This window comes from Micromonospora sp. ABR4_055 (genome assembly GCF_056160425.1).
Genome location: NZ_JBSWXD010000100.1, coordinates 1 through 23,916, shown reverse-complemented (window position 1 = coordinate 23,916; position 23,916 = coordinate 1). Strand labels below are relative to the sequence as shown.

Here is a 23,916-nt window from a genome sequence, read left to right as displayed (position 1 = left end):
CCCACCCACCCCCCCCCCCCCCCCCCACCGCCCACCCCCCCCCCCCCCCCCCCCCCCCCCCCCCCCCCCCCCTCCCCCCCCCCCCCCTCTCCCCCCTTTTCCTTCCCTCCCCCCCCCCACACCCCAGGTACCGGTCAGGGAACTGGGTGACGGGCCTGCATGCGGGGTAGAAAAGAGGCCGTCCCGCGTCCCTCGCGAAAGGTCGACCATGTCTGCACACCAGTTCGGCAGGGACCACCGGTGACCGACGGCACAACCGCCGGTGGACCGGACCCGCAGCTCCGACCGGCGGCCGGCCCCCGGCTACTGATCGGGCCGTTGCTGCGGCGGGTGGTCGGCGGGCAGGCCACCGTCTGGGTGGAGACCGACGCCCCGGCCACGGTACGGGTCGCGACGACGGGCACGGCGGGCGGCTCGGCCCGCACCTTCAGCGCGTTCGGGCACCACTACGCGCTCGTGGTGGTCAACGGGCTGGCCCCCGGCTCCAGCCACCGCTACGAGGTCTTCCTCGACGACCGGCGGGTCTGGCCGGAGGCGGACTCGCCGTACCCGGGCAGTGTGATCCGGACCCGGCGGGCCGACGACGACGCCCAGCCGGTGCGGCTGATCTTCGGATCCTGCCGGGAGACCACCCAGCACTCCACCGCCCGACGGTTGCCGCCGGACGCGCTCGACGCGTACGCCCGGCGGCTGGCCGGCCTGGACCCGGCCGGCGACGACTGGCCCGACCTGCTGCTCCTGCTCGGCGATCAGGTGTACGCCGACGAGACGTCGCCGGTGATCCGACGGTTCCTGCGGCGGCGGCGCCGACATCGCGGGCTACCGCCCGGTGCCCCAGCCGATCAGGTGGTCAGCTTCCCCGAGTACACCCGGCTGTACCTGGAGTCGTGGCGGGACCCGGAGATCCGCTGGTTGCTGTCGACCGTCCCGAGCGTGATGATCTTCGACGACCACGAGGTGATCGACGACTGGAACACCTCGGCCGCCTGGCGGGCACGGATGCGCGGCGAGCCCTGGTGGCCGGAGCGGATCAGCAGCGGACTCGCCTCCTACTGGGTCTACCAGCACCTGGGCAACCTGGCCCCGGACGAGGTCGCCGCCGACCCGGTGTTCCGGGCGGTCACCGCCGCCGACGACGCCACCGATGTGCTGCGCGAATTCGGCGCCCGGGTGGACGCCGAGGCGGACGTCGCGCACGACCCGCAGCGCTGGTCGCAGGTGCAGTACCAGTGGAGCTTCTCGCTGGACGTCGGCCGGACCCGGGTGATCGTGCTGGACAACCGGTGCAGCCGGGTACTGCGGCCGGGGGCACGCAGCATGTTGCCGGCCGGTGAGTGGGCCTGGTTCACCGACCGGGCCCACGGCCGCTACGACCATCTGGTGGTCGGCGCGTCGCTGCCCTGGCTGATGCCGCCCGGCATCCACCACCTCGAGTCGTGGAACGAACGGCTGGCCGAGTCGCCCCGGCGGTGGGTCGCGGCTGCGTCGGAGTGGCTGCGCCAGGCCCTGGACCTGGAGCACTGGGCCGCGTTCCGGCGCTCCTTCGACGACCTCGGGCAACTGTTCGCCCGGATCGGCGCGGGGCCGTCTGCCGCCGACAGGACGCAACCGGACCGGATCGGCACCGGGCCGGGCCATCCGCCACCGGCCTCGATCAGCATGCTCTCCGGCGACGTGCACCACTCGTACGTGGCGCGGGCCGTGCTGCCTGGGCGGGTTCGCACCCCGGTGCACCAGCTCACCTGCTCACCGATCCACAACCAGGTGCCGGCGCTGATGCGGCCGTTGATGCGGTTGGGCTGGTGGCGGGGGCCGACGGCGGCGCTGCGGGCGCTGGCCCGCACCGCCGGACTGCCAAGGCCATCGGTGCGCTGGCGCAAGCTGGACGGCCCGTACTTCGGCAACGCGGTCAGCACGCTGCTGCACGACGGCGCGACGGCCGAGGTGACGCTGGAGGGCACGACAACCGACGGCGCGTTGCGTGAGGTGGCCCGCCGCCGGCTCACCGATTCGGCGGCGGCGCAGCCGACGCCGCAGCCTCCTCAGCAGGCTGCGGGGCTTGCGCAGTAGGCGCGCTCGGCTCCGACGCGCTCGGCTCCGGCGACTCCGGCCCGGTCAGCGCCGCTGACTCGTCAGCCGACTTGAGCCGTTGGCTGATCACCTGGGTGACGCCGTTGCGCATGGTGACCCCGTACAACGCGTCGGCGACCTCCATGGTCCGCTTCTGGTGGGTGATGATGATCAGCTGGCTGCGGTCCCGCAGCTGGGCCATCAGGGTGATCAACCGGCCGAGGTTGACGTCGTCCAGCGCCGCCTCCACCTCGTCCATGATGTAGAACGGGCTGGGCCGGGCCCGGAAGATGGCCACCAGCATGGCGACGGCGGTCAGCGACCGCTCCCCGCCGGACAGCAGCGACAGCCGCTTGATCTTCTTGCCTGGTGGCCGGGCCTCCACCTCCACCCCGGTGGTCAGCAGGTCGTCCGGGTCGGTGAGCACCAGCCGCCCCTCGCCACCCGGGAACAGCACGGTGAACACCTGCTCGAACTCGCGGGCCGTGTCGGCGTATGCGCTGGAGAAGACCTCGAGGATCCGGTCGTCCACGTCCGCGACGACGGTGAGCAGGTCCTTGCGGGTCGCCTTCAGGTCCTCCAACTGGTCGGAGAGGAACTTGTACCGCTCCTCCAGCGCGGCGAACTCCTCCAACGCCAGCGGGTTGACCTTGCCGAGCAGGGCCAGCTCCCGTTCGGCCTTCGCCGACCGCTTCTCCTGGGTGGCCCGGTCGAACGGCACCGGGGTGGGCTCCGGTTTGCCGTCGGCGGCGGCCGCCGCCAGCTGGGCCTGGGTGGGCGGCACCGGCTGGTGCGGGCCGTACTCGACGAGCAGGGTCTCCACGTCCAGCGAGAAGTCCTCGGCCGCCTTCGCCTCCAGCTGCTCGATACGCAGCCGCTGCTCGGCGCGGGCCACCTCGTCGCGGTGCACGGCGCTGGTCAGCCGCTCCAGCTCGGCCCCGAGCCGCTTTGCCGCGCCGCGTACCTCCTGCAGCTCGGCCTCCCGCGCGGCGCGGGCGCTGGCGATCTCGTCCCGGGCGGCGGCCGCGTCGACCATCGAGTCGGCCAGCTGGGTCAGCGCGAAGCGAGCGCCGGCGGTGACCGCGCGGGCGATCTGCGCGCCCCGGGCCCGGGCGGCCCGGCGGGCGGCGGCGCGTTCCCGCGCGGCCCGCTCGGCCGCCGCCTGCCGCAACAGTGAGTCCGCCCGGCCGGCGATCGACGACACCCGCTCCTCTGCGGTACGGACGGCGAGTCGGACCTCCATCTCGTTCTGCCGGGCACCGGGCAGCATCGCGGCGAGTTCGTCCCGTTCGGCGGTCGACGGCTCCTCGTCGATCGGGGTCGCCTCGGCCAGCCGGAGCCGCTCCTCCAGCTCCTCCAGCGTGGCCAGGTCTCGGTCCCGGGACTCGGCGGCCTTGTCCCGGGAGGCCCCGAGCCGCTCCGCCTCGGCCCGTGCCGACCTGGCCGCAGCGCCGAGCTCGGCGAGCCGGCGGGCGGCGGCGTTACGCTGCCCCTCCGCCTGTCGACGCTCGGCGGCGGCCTGCGCGACCTGCTCCTTGAGGCCGGCCGCCGCCTCCCGAGCGGTGTCGAGCTGCCCGCGCAGTTCGGCGACGGTGGCTTCGGCGGTGAGCCGGTTACTGCGGGCCTCCTCGACCGCCGCCTGCACCTCGATGAAGCTGGGGGCCTTGGCGGACCCGCCGGCGGCAGCGTAGGCGCCGACGATGTCGCCGTCCGGGGTGACCGCCCGCAGCTGCGGATGGTCGGCGACGGCTGCGGTGGCCGCCGCGAGGTCGCCGACCAGGATCACGTCCCGCAGCGCCCGGTGCAGCGCCGGGCGGAGCTCATCGGGGCAGCTGACCGCGTCCGGCGCCCAGGTCGCCCCGGGTGGCATGACCGGCCGCAGGGTGTCCGGCGAGCCGATCATTCCCGGCCCGGCGGGTCCGGCGACCAGCAGGCTGGCCCGGCCGGAATCCTGGATCTTGAGCAGCCGCATCGCCTCGGCCGCCTCGTCGATGCCGGTGACCGCCACCGCGTCGGCGAGACCACCCAGCGCGGCGGCCAGCGCCGCCTCGTGTCCAGGCGCGACGGTGAGCAGGCCGGCCAGGCTGCCCAGTAGCCCGGGAACCTGGTCGGCCCGGGCCAGCAGCGCCCCGGCGCCGTCGCCCCGGCGCAGCCCCATCGCCAGCGCGTCCTCCCGCGCCTGCCAGGTGGCGGCCTCCTTCTCGGCCCGGCGCTCGGCGTCGGACAGCTGCCGTACCTGCGCGGCGGCGGCGTCATGCGCGGTGACCGCCTCGGCGTGCCGGGCGTCCAGGTCGGCGTTGTCCCGGTCGGCCTCGGTGGAGAGTTCGGCGGCCGCATCAAGCTCCTGCTGGGCCCGGTCGGCGCGGGCCTGCGCGTCGGCGTGCGCGGCGGTGAGCCGGGAGATCTCGTCGGCGGCGCTGGAGGTGCGGGCGCGTGCCGAGTTGACCTGGCCGGTCAGCCGGGCCAGCCCTTCCCGCCGGTCGGCGATCGCCTTGGCGGCCGCGACCAGCGCCCGCTCGGCCTGGGCCAGCTGCGCCTCCAGCTGCTGGCGGCCCTCCACCGCCTCGGCGAGGCGGATCTGGTCCTCGGTCAGTGCGGCCCGCAGCTCCTCCTCCTGCTCGCGGACCCGGTGCGCCTCGTCGGTGAGCTGGTCCGGGTCACGCCCGGGTCGTTCGTCGTCGGGCACGCCGGACAGGTGCCGCAGCCGTTCACCGGCCAGCTGCTCGGTCGACCGGAAGCGTTCCTGCAGGGCGGCGAGCTTGTACCAGGTGTCCTGGGCGGCGGCGAGCAGCGGCGCGTCCTCGGCCAGCGCCGACTCCAGCTCGGCCAGCCGGGACTGCACCTCGGCGTGTTCGGACTCCACCTCGGTACGGCGCTGCCGCAGTGCCGTCTCGTCGGCGATCTCCTTGTCGAGGGTGGTCCGCAGGGTGGTCAGGTCGTCGGCGAGCAGCCGCAGCCGGGCGTCGCGCAGATCGGCCTGGATGCCGGCGGCCCGGCGGGCCACCTCGGCCTGCCGGCCCAGCGGTTTGAGCTGGCGGCGCAGTTCGCCGGTCAGGTCGGTCAGCCGGTCCAGGTTGGTCTGCATCGCGGTCAGCTTGCGCAGCGCCTTTTCCTTGCGCTTGCGGTGCTTCAGCACACCTGCGGCCTCTTCGATGAAGGCCCGCCGGTCCTCCGGCTTGGCGTGCAGTACGGCGTCGAGCTGGCCCTGGCCGACGATGACGTGCATCTCCCGGCCGATGCCGGAGTCGGAGAGCAGTTCCTGGATGTCGAGCAGCCGGCAGTGGTTGCCGTTGATCTCGTACTCGCTCTCGCCGGAGCGGAACATCCGGCGGGTGATCGACACCTCGGTGTACTCGATCGGCAACGCACCGTCGGTGTTGTCGATGGTCAACGTGACCTCGGCCCGGCCCAGCGGGGCCCGGCCGGCGGTGCCGGCGAAGATGACGTCCTCCATCTTGCCGCCCCGCAGCGCCTTCGCGCCCTGCTCGCCGAGGACCCAGGCGATGGCGTCGACGACGTTGGACTTGCCGGAGCCGTTCGGGCCGACCACGCAGGTGATCCCGGGCTCCAGCTTCAGGGTGGTGGCGGAGGCGAAGGACTTGAAGCCTTTCACCGTCAGACTCTTGAGATGCACGGTCCGATTCCTCGTCCGACGGGTCGCCGTGCGGCCGTCAGTGCTGGTCAGTACCGCACAGGCTAACCCGTCGGTCGGACGGTCACCGGATCCGACGCGGCTGGGGCGCCGTCACCGGGGCCCGGACGGGGCCACAGCGGCCGCCGACGGATGGGACGTGAACGGGGCCACAGACGGGCCCGGACAAAAAGCTGCGCGCCGGCACTTGAGTGTCGGCGCGCGGGGTGCGTGCGATCAGCGGTACGTACGGTCACTGGCGGCGGGCGCCGGCCTGCACCGGCGCCCGTGGAGATCAGGTGAGCGCAGGCTCGGGGATCCGCAGCAGGTCGTCGCTCTCGGCGACCGCTGCGGCGAGCCGGTCGTTCTCCGCCCGCAGCCGGGTGATCTCGAACTCCAGTGCCTGTACCGTGGCACGCAATCGGGTGACCTCGTCGAGCAGGCGCCGGTCGGGTGCTGCACCAACGTGGCCGTAGAGGGCCTTCGCCATTTCGTCTCCTTGTAATGCGCTGCCGGAAAGGCCGGCCAACGCGCGCCCGTGAACCCTCGTGTCGGTCAACCCCCGGGCATGCGGGGGCGCGACTGGGCGCGACTGGCGACACCCCCATGGTCCGCCGAAGTCGCCGCTTCGTCAAGTTCCACCAGACGAGGACCCCACCTCCTCCATCGAATCTATCGCCCAAAAGGTGCGAACAGCGGCGGTTTAGCGGCACAGATCACAGTGTCACCGGCAGAACCTCAGCCGGACAGCTGTCCGCCTTATCTCTTCCTTAGCTGGATCGCCGGTTTGTCTTAGCAGCGTTGCCGGGCGCCGCCGGACGCCTTAGCGTCGCACCCGGCACAGCGCCCCCGGTCCCACCTGACGCGGCTCGCTGGCCGACCACCCACCTGCGGAGGCAACGACCTTGTACCGGCGCAACGACCGGGCCGATGGATCCATCCCCGGCGATCCGACGCCGCCCGCTGACCACACCGCACCCGGTGACGCCGGCTGGGACACCGACCGGTTCGGGCAGAGTTCCTGGCGCGACCACCTCGACGCCGGCTGGCGGCCCGACCCCTCATCGGCCGACGGCTACCCCGGCCCGGCGGCGACCGACGGCTACCCGACCGCCGGCCGGTCACCCGGCGATGGCGGCTACGACGGCGTCAGTTACGGCGACGGCGGTTACCCGGCGTACGGAGCGGACCGCCATGGACAGGAGTCATACGACCGGCACCCGGGGTACGACGGGCACCCGGGGTACGACGGGCACCCGGGGTACGACGGCGTACCCCACGGCGGCTACCCCGTCGACCCGACCCAGCAGCTCCCCCACGAGGCCGGGTACCACCCGCAGCCGTACGGCCGCCCCGCCGATGAGGGGTACGACACCCACCTCATCGCCCGCCCAAACGGGCCGGGGTACGCCGACGGGCCGGGGTACGCCGACGCTCCGCACGGGTACGACAGGACCGGCAGCGACGCCTGGCACGACGAGACCGAGACGCACCGGTACAGCGTGCTGCGGGACCTGTCCGACGGGCCCGGCGACGCCAACGGCTGGCCCGGTGGTGACGACGGCTGGGCCAGCGGCGACGATCGCTGGACCGACGACGACCGGGGGCCGCGTGAGGACCCGACCGACACCGGGTCGCTGACCCGCGTGGCCCGTCGGCGGCGGTCTGACGCGCGCGACGACTCCGACCCGGAGGTTGCCGACGGCCGACGGCGCCGACTCGCCGTCGGGCCGGTCACCCTGGCCACGCTGGTCGTCGTGCTGCTGGTGGCGATCGGTGGCGGCGGCGCGATGCTGCGCGCCGGGTTCGGCGACGACTCAACCGAAGGCACCGACGACACCGTCGTGGCAACGGATGTAGATTCGGTCACCGACCCACTCACCGAACAGTCCGCTGGTACGGAGGATCCGCAGATCGGCGAGCCGGAGGTGCTCGACGCCGAGCTCGGCGCCGCCCCGACCCCGGCTGCGAGCCCGGCACCGCCACCGCCGACCTCGGCTGCCCCGAGCCCACGCCGCAGCACCGCCGCCCCGGAGAGCTCCCGGCCGCAGCGCACCACCGCCGCGCCGGCGAAGACCAGCGCCGCGCCGCAGCAGACCGCCACCGGGGACACCAGCCGGCAGCAGCAGGTCCTGGTGCTGGTCAACGCGGCGCGCGACGACAACGGGTGCGGCGCGGTGACGATCAACAACCAGCTGGCCGAGGCTGCCCGGCTGCACAGCGAGGACCAGGCAGCCAACAACGAGATGTCGCACGACGGCAGCGACGGCAGCGACCCGTGGGAACGTGCCAGGCGGGCCGGCTACGAGCAGGCGATCGGCGAGAACGTGGCGGCCGGTTACCCCACCGCCGAGGCGGTCATGGAGGGCTGGATGAACAGCCCGGGCCACCGGGCCAACATCCTCAACTGCGACGCGGTCGCCATGGGGGTCGGCACGGCCACCTCGTCGAACGGGACCCTCTACTGGACGCAGATGTTCGGGTCGGAGCGCTGAGCTGACGTCGGTCAGCGGCGGACGGCCCGCGGCCTAGGTTGGCAGCGGGGGCAGCTGAACGACGACCGGTTCATGAACGACTCCCGGCGGATCAGCACCCCGCACCGGGTGCAGGGCTGATCCTCCCGCCCGTACACGTTGAGTGACCGGTCGAAGTAGCCGCTCTGGCCGTTGACGTTGACGTAGAGCGCGTCGAAACTGGTGCCACCCTCGGTGACCGCCGCCCGCAGCACGTCCCGTACGTGTGCGAGCAGCCTGGTGACCGTCGCGGCCGGCAGCCGGTCGGTCGGCCGGGTGCCGTGCAGGCCGGCCCGCCACAGCGCCTCGTCGGCGTAGATGTTGCCGATCCCGGAGATCAGCGACTGGTCCAGCAGGGCCCGCTTGATCTCGGTGCGACGTCGGCGTACCGCCGCGACGAACGCGGCGTCGGAGAAGTCCGGGTCGAGCGGATCCCGGGCGATGTGCGCGATCTCGGCCGGTAACTCGGCGCCGCCGGGTGACACGGCGAGCCCGCCGAACGTCCGCTGGTCGACGAAGCGCAGCTCCGGGTCGCCCTCGGCGAACCGGAAGCGGACCCGCAGATGCGTCTCGTCCGGGGCGTGGGCCGGCTGCAGCAGCAGCTGACCGGACATGCCGAGATGGCCGACGATCGCGTCGCCGCTGTCCAGCGGCAGCCACAGGTACTTGCCACGGCGGCGGACGTCACGAATCTGCCGGCCGGAGAGTACGGCGGCGAAGTGCACCGGGCCGGGCAGGTGCCGGCGGATCGCCCGGGGGTGGTGCACCTGCACGGAGTCCAGCCGCCGGCCGATCACCCAGCCGGCCAGTCCTTGCCGGACCGTCTCGACCTCGGGCAGCTCAGGCATGACAGGCCTTTCCGTGACCGGTGCCGGTGGTGTTTGCCTGCTCAGACCTGGGCAGGCGGATCATCATCAGCGTTGTTCTCCTCGACGGCCGGACCGGGCTCGTCGACAGCCGGACCGGGCTCGTTGACAGCCGCAGCGGTGCCGGCGACCGCAGTGGAGTCCGCCATCTGGGCGGAGAGGGTACGCCACGCGGCTTCGGCGGCCCGCTGCTCGGCTTCCTTCTTGCTGCGGCCTTCGGCCCCGCCGTAGCGCTGCCCGGCGACCACCACCCAGGCGGTGAAGGTCTTGGCGTGGTCCGGACCGGCGTCGTCGATGCGGTACTCGGGCACGCCCAGTCCAAGCGTCGCGGTCAGCTCCTGCAGGCTGGTCTTCCAGTCCAGCCCGGCACCCCGGCTCGCGGAGTCCGCCATCAACGGGTCGAACAGCCGGCGGATCACGATCGACGCGGTGTCCAGCCCGTACTGCAGGTATATCGCGCCGAGCAGCGCCTCCAGGGTGTCGGCCAGGATGCTCGCCTTGTCCCGCCCGCCGGTGCTCTCCTCCCCCTTGCCGAGCAGTAGGTACGGGCCGAGCCCCTGGGGGCCGAGGGCACGCGCCACCTCGGCGAGCGCCCGCATGTTGACCACGCTGGCCCGCAGCTTGGCCAGTTGCCCTTCCGGCAGGTCGGGGTGGCTGTGGAACAACGCCGAGGTGATCACCACACCGAGCACCGAGTCGCCGAGGAACTCCAACCGCTCGTTGGTGGGCAGACCGCCGTTCTCGTACGCGTACGACCGGTGGGTCAACGCCCGTTCCAGCAGGTCCGGTTCGAACGCCACACCGAACGCGGCCTCCAGGTGGGCAACCGGCGGACGACGGAACTGGTTGTTACTCATGGCGATACCTCGTCCTGTTCTGCGATCAGCCGGGTGATGTCATCGAGCATCCGGGCGACAGTCGAGGTCACCCGGCCACGGTGCAGTCCGGCGGCGAGGGTGATACCGGCGGCGATGTCGGCGCCGCTGGCGGCGCCGTGGCAGACGACCACCGTCCCGTTGACGCCGAGCAGGGCTGCCGCCCGGGGCGCGATCCGGCCCGGCTCTGGGCCGCCGGCCATCGCGTACGCGCCTTCGATGCCTTTGAGTAGCACATTTCCGGTGAAACCGTCGGTGACCACCACGTCGACGCCATCGCCGAGTGTGACGTCCTGTCCCTCGACCAGCCCGACGTACCGGCCGTCGGCGGGCAGAGTGAGGCTCCGCAGCAGGGTGTCGGCAGTACGCCGGACCCGGTCGCCCTTGCCCGGCTCGGCACCGATCGAGAGCAGTCCGACCCGGGGCCGGTCCAGGCCGAGCCGCACGGCACGGTAGGCGGCCCCGAACAGGGCGTGCTGGGTCAGGGTCGCCGGGCGCGCCTCGACCGTCGCGCCGACGTCGAGCAGCACCACCGGGCCGGAGACCGCCGGGAGGGTGACGACCAGGGCGGGCCGGCGTACGGTCGGCCACCGGCCGAGGCCGAGAGCGGCGGCGGTGACGATCGCGCCGCTTGACCCGGCGGAGATGAACGCGTCGGCCGTGCCGTCGGCGACGGCGGCCATGCCGGCCCAGATCGATTCGTCGGCCCGGCCGGTGCCGGGCTCTGCGGCGGTACCGGCCGCCGACCCGCCAGCCGCGCCTGTCGGGCGTACGGTGATCCGCCGGCGCTGGTCGTCGGGCAGCGCGGCGCGAACGTCGTCCGCCGCGTCCGGCGGGCCGACGAGCAGGAGCTGGAGATCGGGATCGGCGCGGCAGGCGCGCAGAGCGCCGTCAACCACGACGGCGGGTGCCCCATCCCCGCCGAGGAGGTCGACGGCGATCCGCGAGGTGCCGGTCCCGGAGTCAGCGCCGGCCGGTTCCGGCCGACCGGCCCGCTCCTGAGACGAGGCACCCGGCGTTCGCCGGGAGGTCCGCGCCGCCCGGTCGGAGACCGGCGGCGTCACGACGACAGGATCAGACCTCGATGACCTGGCGGCCGTTGTAGGTGCCGCAGACGGTGCACGCCGTGTGCGGCAGCTTCGCGGACTTGCACTGCGGGCACTCGACGGTCACCACCGGCGTGGTCTTCCACTGGGACCGGCGGGAACGGGTGTTGCTGCGGGACATCCGGCGCTTGGGAACGGCCACGGCTCTTACTCCTCTTGGCGGGTCAGTTGCGACAGGCCGGCCCACCTCGGGTCGACCTGTTGGTGGTTGTGGTCGTCCGGCAGCTCGTCCCAGTGCACCCCGCAGTCGGGGCACAGCCCAGGGCAGTCGCTGCGGCACAGCGGGGTGGTCGGCAGTGCAAGCACCACCGCGTCCCGCAGTGCCGGCTCCAGGTCGATCAGATCGCCCTGCAACCGGCCCACCTCGTCGATGTCGGTCGTCTCGTCCGTGGTGCTGTTCTCGTACGCGTACAGCTCCTGGATCGGTACGGTCAGCGACTCGCTGATCGGGCGCAGGCAACGCCCGCACTCGCCGGAGACCGGTCCGGAGACCGTCCCGGAGACGAGTACCCCTTCGGAGACCGACTCGAGCCGCAGATCGAGGCTCAGGTCGGCACCTTCCGGTACGCCGTTCAGCTCCAGCCCGAGGTCCGCCGGCGCGGGCACCACCCGGCTCACCGTACGCAACGCGCCAGGGCGACGCGGCAGTTCCCGGGTATCGAGAACCAGCGGCGACCTGGGGTTGAGTGTCTTCGACGAGTGATTGCGCATAGTTGGACTCCGGCCTGGTAGAGGCCGACAAAACAGGTTACCCGAGCAGCGGCGGCGGCGTCGAACCGGGGCACCGGTCAGTCAGAAGGGCAGCGGGCGTTCGTTCTCTTCACCTGAGAAGGTACCGATCTCCCGCAGCGCGTGCATCTTGTCCCGACCACGCTCTATTGAGGCCAGCGCCCGGGTGAGGAACTGCTCGAAGTTGGCCAGCGCGGTGTCGACGTAGTCGTCGACCTCGGCGCGCAGCCGCTGCGCCTCGGCGCGGGCCTCGGCTACTATGCGCGCGCCCTCGTGCTCGGCGGAGACGGTGATCTCGTTCACCGACACCAGCCGGGCGTGCTCGGCCTCGCCCTCGCTGATGATCCGGTCCGCCTCGCGCTTGCCGGCGTCCATGATCTTGTCGCGTTCCTCCAGCAGCGCCGCCGCCCGGCGCAGGTCGGCGGGGAGCTCGGCCCGGAACTGGTCCAGGACACCGATCATCTCGGCCCGGTCGATCATGCAGTTGTTCCGGGACATCGGCACGGCCCGCGCGGTCTCCACCATCGCGATGATCTCGTCGATGCGGTCGAATGGATCCACCGGCATCTCACTCCCTGTTGTCGGAGGGTCGACCCACCATGATGGCAAGGCCGGGCCAGAACGTCATCATCCCAACTGCCGGACCGGTCGGCGCTCCATCATGATGCGACCCCGGACGACATGTGGTCCATCCCACCCCGGGTCCGGCGCGTCGCGACGCGCCGGGCGGTTCATCGCGGCTCGGTCGGCCCGCCCGGAGCTGCCGGGCCGGCCCAATTCACACCTGCTGGGTCGGTGGCGCGGTGACCCGGGCGAGCAGCCGGTCGTGGACCGCCTCGGGCAGGTGCGCCGAGACGTCACCGCCCCACTTGGCGACCTCCTTGACCAGGCTGGAGGAGAGGAACGAGTAGAGCGGGTTGGTCGGCATGAACAGCGTCTCCACCCCGGCCAGGCCGATGTTCATCTGCGCCATCTGCAGTTCGTAGTCGAAGTCGCTGACCGCCCGCAGGCCCTTGACCACGACGGCCGCCTCCTGGGCACGGCAGAAGTCCACCAGCAGGCCACGGAACGACGCGACCCGAACGTTGCGGTACGTTCCGGTCACTTCGCGGAGCATCGATATCCGCTCGTCGATGGTGAACAGGCCAGCCTTGGACTGGTTGATCAGGACACCCACGATGACCTCGTCGAACAGCCGGCTGGCCCGGCCGATGATGTCGAGATGTCCGTTGGTGACCGGGTCGAAAGAGCCGGGGCACACCGCTCGTCTCATGATCGCCGACCGTACCAAAGCATGGTCTCGCCGTAACGCCGCCCGCGTTCGGCAGTGACGCCTTCCACCCAGGTCAACGCCGGTCCCCGGGCTGACCGCTCGACTACCACGACGGCGTGCGGGGCGAGCCAGCCGCCGGCGACGAGGCTGCCCAGGACGGTCCGGAGTTCGGCGTCGGTCACCGCGTACGGCGGGTCGGCGAAGACCACGTCGTAGCCGCCGCCGTCCGGCGGCGTGGCCAGCGCGGTCGCGACCTTGGCAGTGATCAGTCGGGCACCGGTGCCGGCTCCCAGCGCGGCGATGTTCGCCCGGACGGTACGGGCTGCCCGCGCGTCGGATTCGACCAGCAGGACGTGTTCGGCGCCCCGGGACAGCGCCTCCAGACCCACCGCGCCGCTGCCGGCGTAGAGGTCGGCGAACCGCGCCCCGGCCAGGTCGGTCATCGTGCCGAGGGTGCTGAACAGTGCCTCGCGGACCCGGTCGGAGGTGGGCCGGGTGTTCGCGCCGGGCGGCGTGGCGATCCGCCGGCCGCCGAGCCGGCCGGAGATGATCCGGGTCATCGGCGGCGGACCCCAACGGCGGCCGGTGCGCTCATCCCCGGCACGCTACGCGATCAGCCAAACCGGTCGAATGCCGACCCGGACGACCGAGTCCCTTCTCAGGTGACCGAGCACATCCCTTGTTGCCGCAGAAAGGTGAGGGCAAGAAAGGCCACCCGGTACGCGGAGAGCAAACACGTTGCGTATATCAATTGTCTCGGATCGACAACATCATCCTTAGCCAGACCTGTGGGTCACCGCATCAGTTCAGGAACAGCTAAGGTCTGGCGCTGTGCCGCGGGATACGCCGGCACAACGCACGACGCGGGGACGTTGTCGCGCCGAACCATGGACTGCACCTCACCAGTCCGGTTGCGCACGCCCGCGCCGGGCACCTGAACCCCCTCACTCGGGAGTACCTGTGAACCGTCTGAAGTCTCCGCTTCGGCGCGCTGTGGCCATCGCCGCCGGCGCGACGATCGGCATGGTCGGCGCGGTGGCCCTCGCCACCCCCGCCAGCGCGCACTACACCGCGCCGACCGGCAGTGCCGTCTGTGACACCGCCACCGGGGAATGGGAGATCACCTGGAGTGTCCGCAGCGAGTGGCATTTCAGGGCGACCAAGTTCCGGCTGAGCGCGGTGTACCACACCCCGGCCGACACCACGCTGGACGGCATCGCCCGAACCCGAATTCGGGACGGCTACCCGTACAGCGTCAACTCGGCCATCATCGGTACCCAGCGGGTGCCGGGCACCACCACCAAGGCCACGCTGGCGGTCAAGGGCGCGTGGAACGACGGGTATGCCGAGCAGAAGTTCCGCAAGGGGAAGATCGAACTCGGCGGCGACTGCACCGTTGACATCCCCGAGTCGCCGTCGCCGACCCCGTCTCCGGAGGAGTCGCCGTCGCCGACCCCGTCGCCCGATGTCACGCCGACCCCAGATGTCCAGGACCCGGTCGTGATTCCGGCGGCCAGCTTCCTGTCCGACTGTACGGGTACCGTCTGGGTTACGGTAAGCAACGGCGAGAACGCAACCGAGTCGGCCGAGCTGACTGTCACGGCCGGGGATTTCTCCGAGACCTACACCGTTGAGCCGGGCCGGAGAAAGGACGACATTCAGGTTCCTGGCGATGCCGGCCCGGTCACCGTGACCCACGGCGAAGAGCCGGTCAGCGAGCCCTACAAGTGGGTTGAGCCGGAGAACTGCGTCGAGCCGGGCGAGCCCGAGGGCGGCTACGAGTCCACCTGCGACCAGCTGGTCGTCGGTTTCGCCAATCCGGAGGACGGCGCAACCTTCACCGTGACCCTGACCCCGAGCGAGGGCGACGCCATCGTGGTAACCGTCGAGCCGGGCGTCACCGAGGTCGTCGAGTTCGACGCCGCCAAAGGCTTCCAGGTCCACGTGCTCAGCAGCGAGGCAGCGCTCGACGAGACGATCGCCTGGGAGCTGCCGGAGGACTGTGACACCGGTGGCGAGGGCGGCGGTTCCCTGCCGGTCACCGGTGCCGCCGCCGGCGGACTCGCCGCTGGCGCCGTCGCGCTGCTGGCCATCGGTGGCGTGCTGTTTTACCTGGCGCGTCGTCGGCGGGTCACCTTCACTGCCTGAGTCAGCCACCCTGGGTCGTGACTGACTGACAAGTCATCCCCCCGCACCACCCCGAGGAAGGGCGTCGACCATCCCCCCGGTCGGCGCCCTTCCGCCTGTCCGGCCGCAGCCGTTCCCCGGTCCGCCGCAGCCCTGGCCGTGGATTCAGCCCTTCTCCAGGTACTCGGCGCGTTCGGCGTCGACCAAAGTGCCGACGGATGCCGCCAGCGTCGGATGCCGGGTCAGCTCCGGATCGTCGCCGAGCAGGTCGATCGCCTCGGCCCGGGCCTGCCCGATCAGGTCGGCGTCGCGCAGCAGCGACAACAGCCGCAGGTGGGACCGGCGACCCGACTGGGTCGCGCCCAGCACGTCACCTTCGCGGCGCTGCTCCAGATCCAGCTCGGCCAGCCGGAACCCGTCGGTGGTCGACGCGACCGCGTCCAGCCGCTCGCGGGCCGGCGTACCGTCGGCGGCGTCGGTGACCAGCAGGCACAGCCCGGCCGCCGAGCCCCGACCGACCCGGCCACGCAGCTGGTGCAGCTGCGACACCCCGAACCGGTCGGCGTCCAGCACGATCATCACGGTGGCGTTCGGCACGTTCACCCCCACCTCGACCACCGTCGTGGCGACCAGCACGTCGACGTCACCGGCGGCGAAGGCACGCATCACCGCGTCCTTGGCGTCGGCCGGTAGCCGGCCGTGCAGCACCTCGATCCGCAGCCCGTGCAGCGGCCCGTCGGCGAGCAGCGGCGCCACCTCGGTCACCGCCAGCGGCGGCCGCCGCGCCCCGGGATCGTCGCCGTCACCGGAGGGCTCCTCATCGACGCCGGTTCCGGTCGCGTCACCGATGCGCGGGCAGACCACATACACCTGATGGCCGGCGGCCACCTCCTCGCGTACCCGCCGCCAGGCCCGCTCCAGGAAGGCCGGCTTCTCCGCCGCCGGCACCACGTGCGAGGTGATCGGCGACCGGCCGCCGGGCAGCTGGGTGAGCGCGGACACCTCCAGATCGCCGTACACGGTCATGGCGACCGTCCGCGGGATCGGGGTGGCGGTCATCACCAGCACGTGCGGCGGCTGCTCGGCCTTGGCCCGCAACGCGTCGCGCTGCTCCACCCCGAACCGGTGCTGCTCGTCGACGACGACCAGACCCAGGTCGGCGAAGTCGACGCCCTCGTACAGCAGGGCGTGGGTGCCGATCACGATGCCGGCCCGGCCGTCGCGGACCTCGTCGAGGGCGGCCCGGCGGGCCGCCGCACCCAGCGACCCGGTGACCAGCGTCACCCGGGTGCCGGCCGGGTCGCCGTCCAGCTCACCGGCCCGCCCCAGCGGGCCGAGCAGCTCCTGGATGCCCCGGTGGTGCTGGGCGGCCAGCACCTCGGTCGGGGCGAGCAGCGCCGCCTGCCCGCCGGCGTCGACGACCTGCAGCATCGCCCGCAGCGCGCACACCGTCTTGCCGGACCCGACCTCGCCCTGCAGCAGCCGGTGCATCGGATGCGCGGTGGACAGGTCGGCGGCGACCTCCTCGCCGATGCGCCGCTGACCGTCGGTCAGCTCGTACGGCAGGCGGGCGTCGAACGCGGCCAGCAGGCCGGCGTCCGCGCGGGGCCGGGGCCGTGCGGGCCAGTCGGCGGCGCGCAGCTTGCGCTGCACCAACGTCAGCTGTACGGCGAACGCCTCGTCCCACTTGAGCCGCCGCCGGGCCTGGAACAGCTCGGGTTCGTCGGCCGGGCGGTGGATCTGCCGCAGCGCCGGATGCAGGCCGAGCAGGTTGCGGCTGGCCCGTACCGCCGCCGGCATCGGATCCTCAGGCGGGGTGAGCACGTCCAGCACGGTCCGTACGCAGCGGGCGATCACCCAGGTCGGTACGGCGGCGGCGGCCGGGTAGACCGGGATCAGCGCACCGGCGAACTCCTCCACCGGGTCCTCGGCGGCCACCTCGCCGTCGGCGGCACCGTCACCGAGCAGCACGTACTCGGGGCCGTTGAGCTGGCGTACGCCCCGGAACTCGGTCACCTTGCCGGCGAACAGCCCCCAGCGGCCCGGTTTCAGGTCCCGTTCCCGCCACGCCTGGTTGCCGAAGAAGGTCAACGTGAGGGTGCCGCCGGTGCCGTCCTCGACGACGGCTTCGAGCAGCTTGCCGCGCCGTTGGCGCATCGGCCGTACGGTGGTCCGCCGCACCTGGCCCAGGACGGTGACCTGCTCCCCCACCTCCAGCGAACGGATGTCGGTGTGTTCGCCGCGCTGGTCGTAGCGGCGCGGGAAGTGGTAGAGCAGGTCCCCGACGGTGTGCAGGTCGAGGTGGTCGGCCATCGCCTTGGCGGTCTTCGCGCCCAGGTTGACCTTCAGCGGACTGTCCATCGTGCACGGCTGCGTCATCCGGCCCCCAACAACGGCTGCGTCATTCGATTCCTACCAGCAGCGGGTAGTGCGGCTGCCCGCCGACGAAGGTGTGCACCTCGACGAACGGCCAGCAGCGGGCGACGTGCGCCGCCACCGCCTCGCCCAGGCCGTCCGGTGCCTGCTCGCCGATGATGAGGGTGACCAGTTCACCGCCGCCGCCGAGCAGCTGGTCCAGCAGGTTGCGGCAGGTGCCGGCCAGGTCGGTGCCGATCAGCAGCACCTCCCCCTCGACCAGGGCGAGCACGTCACCGGGGCGGCAGCGGCCGGCGACGGTGAGCGCTTCCCGGGCGGCGTGGCAGACCTCGGCGTACCGGCAGGCCCCGGCCGCCTCGGCCATCGCGATCACGTCGTCGTCGAAGCGGCGTCGCGGGTCGCGGACGGCGAGGGCGGCGAGGGCCTGCACCGGTGACCGGGTCGGCACGACGGCGACGGTGACGCCGCCGGCCTCGGCCTCCCGGGCGGCGAGGCCGGCGACGGCCTGGGTGTCCGGGTCGTTGGGCAGCACCACCACTTCGGCGGCGCCGGTGCGGCGGATGGCGTCGAGCAGCTCGGCGGTGGACGGGGAGCCGCCGACCACGCCTGCGCCCTCGCCGGTGAACAGGGCGGCGAGGCCGGTGCCGGCGGCGACCACCACGGCGGCCCGGCCGGCGAGCGGCGGCGCCGGCTGGTCGGCGAACCGGGTGACCGAGATCTGGTACGGGCGACCGGCGGCGATGCCGGCCTCGATGGCGGCGCCGATGTCGTCGACGTGCACGTGCACGTTCCACACCGGACCGTGCCCGCCGTCATCGTCCCCGTCGCCGTCCCCGGCGTCGGAGCCCCCGTCGTCATCGCCCCCTGCGTCGGAACCGACGACGACCAGCGAGTCGCCGATCTCGGCGAGTACGGCCCGCATCCGGTCGACCGCCCCGGCCGGCGCTTCGAGCAGGAACTGCACCTCGTAGGCGTACCCCTCGGAGCCGGCCCCACTGTGGGGGTCGGCGGCGGGCCCGGCGCCGCCGGGGTCGGTGGCGCGGCCGACGGGGTTGTCGGTGCTGTCAGGGTTGTCGGTGCTGTCGGTGAGCGGGGTGCCGACCACGGCGGCCAGCGCGTCGAGCAGCAGGCACAGGCCGCGGCCGCCGGCGTCGACCACCCCGGCGCGGGCCAGCACCGGCAGTTGGCCGGGGGTCGCGGCGAGGGCGTCGCGGGCGGCCGAGGCGGCGGCCCGTACCACGGTAGGGAGGTCGTCGGAGCCGGTCCGGTCGGCGGCCCGCGCGGCGGCGGCGACCACGGTCAGCACCGTCCCCTCGACCGGGCGGGCGACCGCCGCGTACGCCGCGTCGGTGGCGGCGGTCAACGCCGACGCGAGGGCCCGGCCGCGCACCACGGCGGTGTCGGTGAGCGCGTCGGCCAGCGCGCGCAGGATCTGCGAGACGATCACCCCGGAGTTGCCCCGGGCGCCGAGCAGCGCGCCCCGGGCCATCAGCCGCAGCACCCGCCCGTGCGAGGTCTGCTCCCCCTCGGAGGAGTTGTCCAGGTCGAGGGCCAGGGCATGCTGGGCCGAGGTGAGGGTGAGGACCAGGTTGGTGCCGGTGTCGCCGTCCGGCACCGGGTAGACGTTGAGCGCGTCGATCTCGCCCTGGTGGCGGCGCAGCGCGGCCAGCGCACCCGAACACCACCGGCGCACGGCGGCGGCGTCAAGGGTGTCCAGCACGGCGATGAGCCTACTGGCGCACGCCGACAGCCGCCGTGAAGACGACCGGGTGCGGCCAGGCGGCCGGCGCGCGGAGACGACGCAGGCGGCCGGGCCGGCGGCAACGGGCCGGTCGGGGCAGGGCGATTGGCCGCCCGGGTGGTCGATCGGGTAGCCTGGCCAGGTTGTCTGGGCGTGGTGTGTCCCGGCGACCGGCGACCTGATGAACGACAAATCCCCAGGAGTATCCCGTGGCTAGCGTGTGCGACGTCTGTGGCAAAGGGCCGGGCTTCGGTCACAACGTGCCGTGGTCGAAGAAGAAGACCAACCGCCGTTGGAACCCGAACATCCAGACCGTTCGCACCCCGGCCGGTGGCGGCAACACCCGCAAGGTGAACGCCTGCACCTCCTGCCTCAAGGCCGGCAAGGTGGTCCGGGGCGCCTGACCGCGCCGCCCACGACCTCGACGTTTCAGCAGCCGCCGGACCCGGTCGGGTCCGGCGGCTGACTGTGTACGGTCACCAGTCGGGCGGTGAGCGCCCGTCACCAGTCGGCGGTGAGCACCCGGCCGAAGGACAGGCAGCCCGGTGAGTCCCGGTAGTAGCCGAAGTTCGGGATCCGGGCGTACCCGCTGCTGCTGTAGAGCGCGATCGCCTCGGGCTGCTTGTCGCCGCACTCCAGGATGACCCGGCGGCGGCCCTGGCCGGCGGCGGAGCGTTCGACGGCGGCCAGCAGCGCGCGGGCCACCCCGCGACCGCGGGCGGCGTCGGCGACGTACATCCGCTTCAACTCGGCGTCCTCGCCGGAGGTGCCGTGGCTGCGCCAACCGGCGCAGCCGGCCGGCGCCCCGTCCAGGTGGGCGATCAGGAAGGCACCGCCGGGCGGGTCGAAGTGGGCCGGGTCGACCGGGGTGTCGTCGCCGGTGCCGCCGTAGCGGGCACCCAGATCGGCCATGGCGGCGGCCACCAGGCGTTGCGCCACCGCGTCGGTGTAGCGGACCCGGCGGATCTCGACGCCGGCCTGAAGCAGATCAGTCACGCGGTAAAGCGTAGTGCGGTCACCGGCGGTGGCTCAGCGGTGACCGGCGCGGCCTCACTGGAAGTGTTCCCAGCCGGCGACGCCCTGGTAGGGCTGGCCGTCGACGGTGACCCCGGCGCCCTTGACCACGTGCCCGACCCGCCGCCAGCCCTTGGGCAGCGGCAGATCCTCGGGGAACGTCGCGGCCAGGGCGTGGTCGTCACCACCGCCGAAGATCCACTGGTACGGGTCGACGCCGAGCGCGTTGGCGGTGTCGCGCATCTGCGGCGGCACCTCGAAGGCGGCCCGGCGCAGGTCGATACCGACCCGGCTGGCGGTGGCGACGTGACCCAGGTCGGCGATCAGCCCGTCCGAGATGTCGATCATGGCGCTGGCGCCGACGTTCGCGGCGGCCGGGCCGGCGGCGTACGGCACCTCGGGGCGTCGGTACGCCTCCACGAGCAGCTTCGGTGACCGGAAGCCGCGGGACAGCACCGTGTAGCCGGCGGCGGCGTAGCCGAGCCGGCCCGCGATGGCCAGCACGTCACCGGCGTGCGCGCCGCTGCGCAGCACCGGGGTGGCGCCGTGCAGGTCGCCGAGGGCGGTCACCGCGATGGTCAGGGTCGGGCTGGCCGACATGTCGCCGCCGACCACGCTCGCGCCGACCTTGGCCGCCTCGTCGGACAGGCCGACCGCCAGGTCCTCGGCCCAGCCGGCGTCGGTCTCCGGCGGGGCGCAGAGCGCCACCAGCAACGCGGTCGGCACCGCCCCCATCGCCACGATGTCGGCGAGGTTCGCGGCGGCGGCGCGGTGCCCGACGTCGACGGCGCTGGACCAGTCCCGCCGAAAGTGCCGGCCCTCGACGAGCACGTCGGTGGAGGCGACCACCCGGCCGTCCGAGGCGGCCACCACGGCCGCGTCGTCGCCGGGGCCGAGCAGGGTGGCGGCCCCCGGGTGCAGCCGCGCGGTGACCCGGGAGATGAGCCCGAATTCACCGGCCTGTGCCACATTCACCGGTCCACCTCGATCATTGTCGTCTCCACTCGGGCACCGTCATGAATCCGGCCTGCTCCGTACGGTAGTTTCACGTTCGAGCCGCTCCCGGGCGGCGGATAGGAGTCGGGTCGTGGTCCAGGCATACATCCTCATCCAGACCGAAGTCGGAAAGGCACGCGACGTCGCCGACGCGATCGCGGACATCTCCGGCGTGGTCCGGGTGGACGCGGTGACCGGGCCGTACGACGTGGTCGTGCTCACCGAGGCGCACACCGTGGACGAACTCGGGACGATGATAGTCAGCCGGGTCCAGATGGTGCCGGGCATCACCCGGACCCTGACGTGTTCGGTGGTACGACTGTGACGACTGAGCAGGTGGACGTCTCTGCCGCCGGGTCGCCGGCTGCCGGCGACCCGGCTTCGGACGAACGGTCTCCGGACAGCCCGGCTCCGGGTGGGCCGGACCGGACGACCCGGCAGGCGGCTATCTGGGCGACCGTGGTGGCGTTGCCGTTGACCCTGATCGTGGCGCTCGCCGCGTTCAGCCGGCTCGCCCCGGCCGGGTCCGACGACGACCCGGGGGCCGCCGCGGACCCGTCGGCGTCCGCCGGTGTCGCGCCGGCGCCGACCACGCCGGTGCAGATCGCCGCCCCGACGTTGGACGAACGCGCCGAGATCGTCTGTCGGGCGATGGTCTCCCAACTGCCGGGTACGCTGCGCGACCTGCCGCAGCGGCGGGTCACCGACGGTGCCGAGCAGAACGCGGCGTACGGCGAACCGCCGATCACCGTCGCCTGCGGGGTGCCGGCGGCGCAGTTCCCGCCGACCGACCTGGTCTACGCGCTTGACGGGGTCTGCTGGCACGCCGCCGAGCAGGCCGACGCCACCGTCTGGACCACCGTCGACCGGGAGATCCCGGTGCGGGTGAGCGTGCCCGGCTCCTACGACGAGCCGGGCCAGTGGGTGACCGCGTTCGCCGACCCGCTGATCGAGACGGTGCCCAGCGACGCGGACGCCGCCCCGCGCGGCTGCCGCGCCTGACTCTGGGTCCGGTCTCGGTCCGCTCCTCTGGTCCGGTCTCGGATCCCGGCGGCCGGTCAGCGCAGCCCGGTGCCCCGGCTGAGCGCGGTACGGATCAGCCGGTCCACCAGCTTCGGGTACTCCAGGCCGGCGGCCGCCCACATCCGCGGGAACATCGACGTCGGGGTGAACCCGGGCATCGTGTTGATCTCGTTGAGGTAGATCTGGTCGTCGTCGGTGACGAAGAAGTCGACCCGGGCCAGCCCGGCGCAGTCCAGCGCGGTGAAGGTGCGGCAGGCGTAGTCCTGTACCTGCCGGGTGACCTGCTCCGACAACCCGGCCGGGATGTCGTACTCGCAGGAGTTGTCGAGATACTTGGCCTCGAAGTCGTAGAACTCGTGGTCGGTGACCACCCGTACCTCGGCCAGCAGGGACGCCTCGGGGCCGCCGCCGGCCTCACCCTCGATCACCCCGCACTCGACCTCACGGCCGACGATCGCCGCCTCGATCAGCACCTTCGGGTCGATCTCCCGGGCGGTGGCGACGGCGGCGTCCAGGTCGGCCCAGTCGGAGACCTTGGTGATGCCGTACGACGAACCGGCGCGCGACGGCTTGACGAACACCGGCAGGCCGAGGCGCTCCTTGTCGGCGTCGCTGAGGCTCACCCCGGGGCGCAGCACCGCGTACGGGCCGGTCGGGATGCCCTCGACGGTGGCCAGCTTCTTGGTGAACTCCTTGTCCATCGCGGCGGCCGAGGCGAACACCCCGGCCCCGACGTACGGGATTCCGGCCATCTCCAGCAGCCCTTGGATGGTGCCGTCCTCGCCGTACGCGCCGTGCAGCGCCGGGAAGACGACGTCGACGCCGGCCAGGGCGGCGGCCGGGCCGTCCGCCGGGTCCAGCACCATGATCCCGTTGCCGGTCGGGTCGGCGGGCAGCACCACGGCTGAGCCGGACCGGTCGGTGATCTCCGGCAGTTGACGATCGGTGATGGCCAGCTGGCTGCCGTCGCCGGTGGTGAGCACCCACCGCCCGGCGCGGGTGATGCCGACCGGGACGATCTCGTACTCGTCGGTGTCCAGGGCGGCCAGGATGCTGCCGGCGCTGACGCAGGAGATCGCGTGCTCGGTGCTGCGGCCGCCGAAGACGATGGCGACGCGGGTCTTGGCTGGGCTGGTCACAGGGGTGCCTTTCGTTCGCGGCCTGCACGCGCCCGCCGGGCGAGGTCGGGGGAGCCCGGCGGTACGCGGTTCACGTCTTCGCGCTCACGCGGCTGACCCTACTCTGCGTACCCGCCCGCCGGGCCCTGACCGGCCCGGGATCCTCCTGATGATGCAAGGAGTAACCGCCGAATAGCTGAGGACCCGGGACCCGCGTTCGTTGGCCGGCGGCCTACCGGTGGTCACGCGTGGGCGAGCCCGCCGCGCCTTCACACCGTCAACGAAGGTCGACCACGTGCCCGGGTCGAACCGCAGCACCGGACCGGACATGTCCTTGCTGTCCCGTAGCGCCACACTGCCGTCCCTCAGCCTCGATCCACCGACGCGGTTGCCGCTGAATGTTGGTTGATCATTTCTGTATTGGGTGGTGCGGCGGGCGTGAGGGAGTCGCCGATCAC

The 23,916-nt window shown here is 72.7% G+C and carries 21 protein-coding genes and 1 pseudogene; 6 read left to right on the top strand and 16 right to left on the bottom strand.

Annotated features, from left to right (window positions below; all coding sequences use genetic code 11):
- Window positions 1–240: 240 nt before the first annotated feature.
- The gene (locus tag ACXAHD_RS21385; protein WP_475052730.1) at window positions 241–2,070 is read left to right on the top strand and encodes a DUF7800 domain-containing protein; all 1,830 of its coding nucleotides are present in this window, start codon (window positions 241–243) and stop codon (window positions 2,068–2,070) included.
- Between the two features lie 58 nt (window positions 2,071–2,128).
- Here ACXAHD_RS21385 and smc read toward each other — a convergent pair.
- A pseudogene (smc, locus tag ACXAHD_RS21380) lies at window positions 2,129–5,704 on the bottom strand (chromosome segregation protein SMC); the annotation flags it as partial.
- A 292-nt stretch (window positions 5,705–5,996) separates the two neighbouring features.
- Window positions 5,997–6,191, bottom strand: coding sequence for a hypothetical protein (locus tag ACXAHD_RS21375; RefSeq protein ID WP_123600485.1), 195 nt, complete (start codon window positions 6,189–6,191; stop codon window positions 5,997–5,999).
- 415 nt (window positions 6,192–6,606) lie between these two features.
- Here ACXAHD_RS21375 and ACXAHD_RS21370 point away from each other — a divergent pair, with 415 nt between their 5' ends.
- On the top strand, window positions 6,607–8,196 hold the full coding sequence (locus tag ACXAHD_RS21370) for a CAP domain-containing protein (protein ID WP_289212466.1): 1,590 nt from the start codon (window positions 6,607–6,609) through the stop codon (window positions 8,194–8,196).
- 11 nt (window positions 8,197–8,207) lie between these two features.
- Here ACXAHD_RS21370 and mutM read toward each other — a convergent pair whose 3' ends face one another.
- The 8 genes from mutM to rsmD form a co-directional block, all read right to left on the bottom strand.
- Window positions 8,208–9,062: a bifunctional DNA-formamidopyrimidine glycosylase/DNA-(apurinic or apyrimidinic site) lyase gene (gene mutM / locus ACXAHD_RS21365; protein ID WP_475052727.1), complete on the bottom strand. Its 855-nt coding sequence runs from the start codon at window positions 9,060–9,062 to the stop codon at window positions 8,208–8,210.
- A gap of 41 nt (window positions 9,063–9,103) precedes the next feature.
- Window positions 9,104–9,937 (bottom strand): ribonuclease III, encoded by an 834-nt coding sequence (gene rnc / locus ACXAHD_RS21360; RefSeq protein WP_475052724.1) that lies wholly within the window; start codon window positions 9,935–9,937, stop codon window positions 9,104–9,106.
- Window positions 9,934–10,896, bottom strand: a complete 963-nt coding sequence (locus ACXAHD_RS21355; RefSeq protein WP_289213546.1) for a phosphate acyltransferase PlsX — start codon at window positions 10,894–10,896, stop codon at window positions 9,934–9,936. Before ACXAHD_RS21355 ends, rnc begins: the two co-directional genes overlap by 4 nt.
- Before the next feature lie 133 nt (window positions 10,897–11,029).
- The gene (gene rpmF / locus ACXAHD_RS21350) at window positions 11,030–11,203 is read right to left on the bottom strand and encodes a 50S ribosomal protein L32 (protein ID WP_123600480.1); all 174 of its coding nucleotides are present in this window, start codon (window positions 11,201–11,203) and stop codon (window positions 11,030–11,032) included.
- 5 nt (window positions 11,204–11,208) lie between these two features.
- Window positions 11,209–11,772, bottom strand: a complete 564-nt coding sequence (locus ACXAHD_RS21345) for a YceD family protein (RefSeq protein ID WP_123600479.1) — start codon at window positions 11,770–11,772, stop codon at window positions 11,209–11,211.
- 81 nt (window positions 11,773–11,853) lie between these two features.
- Window positions 11,854–12,351: a hypothetical protein gene (locus ACXAHD_RS21340; RefSeq protein ID WP_123604406.1), complete on the bottom strand. Its 498-nt coding sequence runs from the start codon at window positions 12,349–12,351 to the stop codon at window positions 11,854–11,856.
- Between the two features lie 217 nt (window positions 12,352–12,568).
- Window positions 12,569–13,063, bottom strand: coding sequence for a pantetheine-phosphate adenylyltransferase (coaD, locus tag ACXAHD_RS21335; protein ID WP_281553868.1), 495 nt, complete (start codon window positions 13,061–13,063; stop codon window positions 12,569–12,571).
- Entirely contained in the window at window positions 13,060–13,623 is a 564-nt protein-coding gene (gene rsmD, locus ACXAHD_RS21330; protein WP_281553867.1) for a 16S rRNA (guanine(966)-N(2))-methyltransferase RsmD, read from the bottom strand. The genes coaD and rsmD overlap by 4 nt, the downstream gene beginning before the upstream one ends.
- Before the next feature lie 400 nt (window positions 13,624–14,023).
- Between rsmD and ACXAHD_RS21325 the strand changes: the two genes are divergently transcribed.
- Complete coding sequence (locus tag ACXAHD_RS21325) at window positions 14,024–15,211, top strand: cell wall anchor protein (protein ID WP_289212464.1); 1,188 nt, start codon at window positions 14,024–14,026, stop codon at window positions 15,209–15,211.
- A 144-nt stretch (window positions 15,212–15,355) separates the two neighbouring features.
- On the opposite strand, the gene recG is transcribed toward ACXAHD_RS21325, so the two are convergent.
- Both recG and ACXAHD_RS21315 read right to left on the bottom strand, forming a co-directional pair.
- Window positions 15,356–17,569 (bottom strand): ATP-dependent DNA helicase RecG, encoded by a 2,214-nt coding sequence (recG, locus tag ACXAHD_RS21320; RefSeq protein ID WP_475052719.1) that lies wholly within the window; start codon window positions 17,567–17,569, stop codon window positions 15,356–15,358.
- Window positions 17,570–17,591: 22 nt separating this feature from the next.
- Window positions 17,592–19,286 (bottom strand): DAK2 domain-containing protein, encoded by a 1,695-nt coding sequence (locus ACXAHD_RS21315; protein WP_475052717.1) that lies wholly within the window; start codon window positions 19,284–19,286, stop codon window positions 17,592–17,594.
- Window positions 19,287–19,516: 230 nt separating this feature from the next.
- On the opposite strand from ACXAHD_RS21315, the gene rpmB reads away from it, so the two are divergent.
- A complete protein-coding gene (gene rpmB / locus ACXAHD_RS21310; protein ID WP_123600473.1) occupies window positions 19,517–19,711 on the top strand; it encodes a 50S ribosomal protein L28 in 195 nt (64 codons plus the stop codon).
- Window positions 19,712–19,808: 97 nt separating this feature from the next.
- On the opposite strand, the gene ACXAHD_RS21305 is transcribed toward rpmB, so the two are convergent.
- Window positions 19,809–20,294: a GNAT family N-acetyltransferase gene (locus ACXAHD_RS21305; RefSeq protein ID WP_416590289.1), complete on the bottom strand. Its 486-nt coding sequence runs from the start codon at window positions 20,292–20,294 to the stop codon at window positions 19,809–19,811.
- A gap of 63 nt (window positions 20,295–20,357) precedes the next feature.
- Window positions 20,358–21,296 carry a thiamine-phosphate kinase gene (locus ACXAHD_RS21300; RefSeq protein WP_281553863.1) on the bottom strand — a complete coding sequence of 313 codons (939 nt, stop codon included), beginning with the start codon at window positions 21,294–21,296 and terminating at the stop codon, window positions 20,358–20,360.
- A 112-nt stretch (window positions 21,297–21,408) separates the two neighbouring features.
- Between ACXAHD_RS21300 and ACXAHD_RS21295 the strand changes: the two genes are divergently transcribed.
- Together ACXAHD_RS21295 and ACXAHD_RS21290 are read left to right on the top strand one after the other, a co-directional pair.
- Window positions 21,409–21,642, top strand: coding sequence for an Lrp/AsnC ligand binding domain-containing protein (locus ACXAHD_RS21295; RefSeq protein ID WP_123600471.1), 234 nt, complete (start codon window positions 21,409–21,411; stop codon window positions 21,640–21,642).
- Window positions 21,639–22,319: a DUF3515 family protein gene (locus ACXAHD_RS21290; RefSeq protein ID WP_475052713.1), complete on the top strand. Its 681-nt coding sequence runs from the start codon at window positions 21,639–21,641 to the stop codon at window positions 22,317–22,319. The genes ACXAHD_RS21295 and ACXAHD_RS21290 overlap by 4 nt, the downstream gene beginning before the upstream one ends.
- Before the next feature lie 56 nt (window positions 22,320–22,375).
- Here the strand turns inward: ACXAHD_RS21290 and ACXAHD_RS21285 are convergent, their stop codons facing one another.
- The gene (locus ACXAHD_RS21285) at window positions 22,376–23,479 is read right to left on the bottom strand and encodes a D-alanine--D-alanine ligase family protein (RefSeq protein ID WP_278167754.1); all 1,104 of its coding nucleotides are present in this window, start codon (window positions 23,477–23,479) and stop codon (window positions 22,376–22,378) included.
- Window positions 23,480–23,563: 84 nt separating this feature from the next.
- Window positions 23,564–23,827, bottom strand: coding sequence for a DUF397 domain-containing protein (locus ACXAHD_RS21280; RefSeq protein WP_475052732.1), 264 nt, complete (start codon window positions 23,825–23,827; stop codon window positions 23,564–23,566).
- Window positions 23,828–23,916 lie beyond the last annotated feature (89 nt).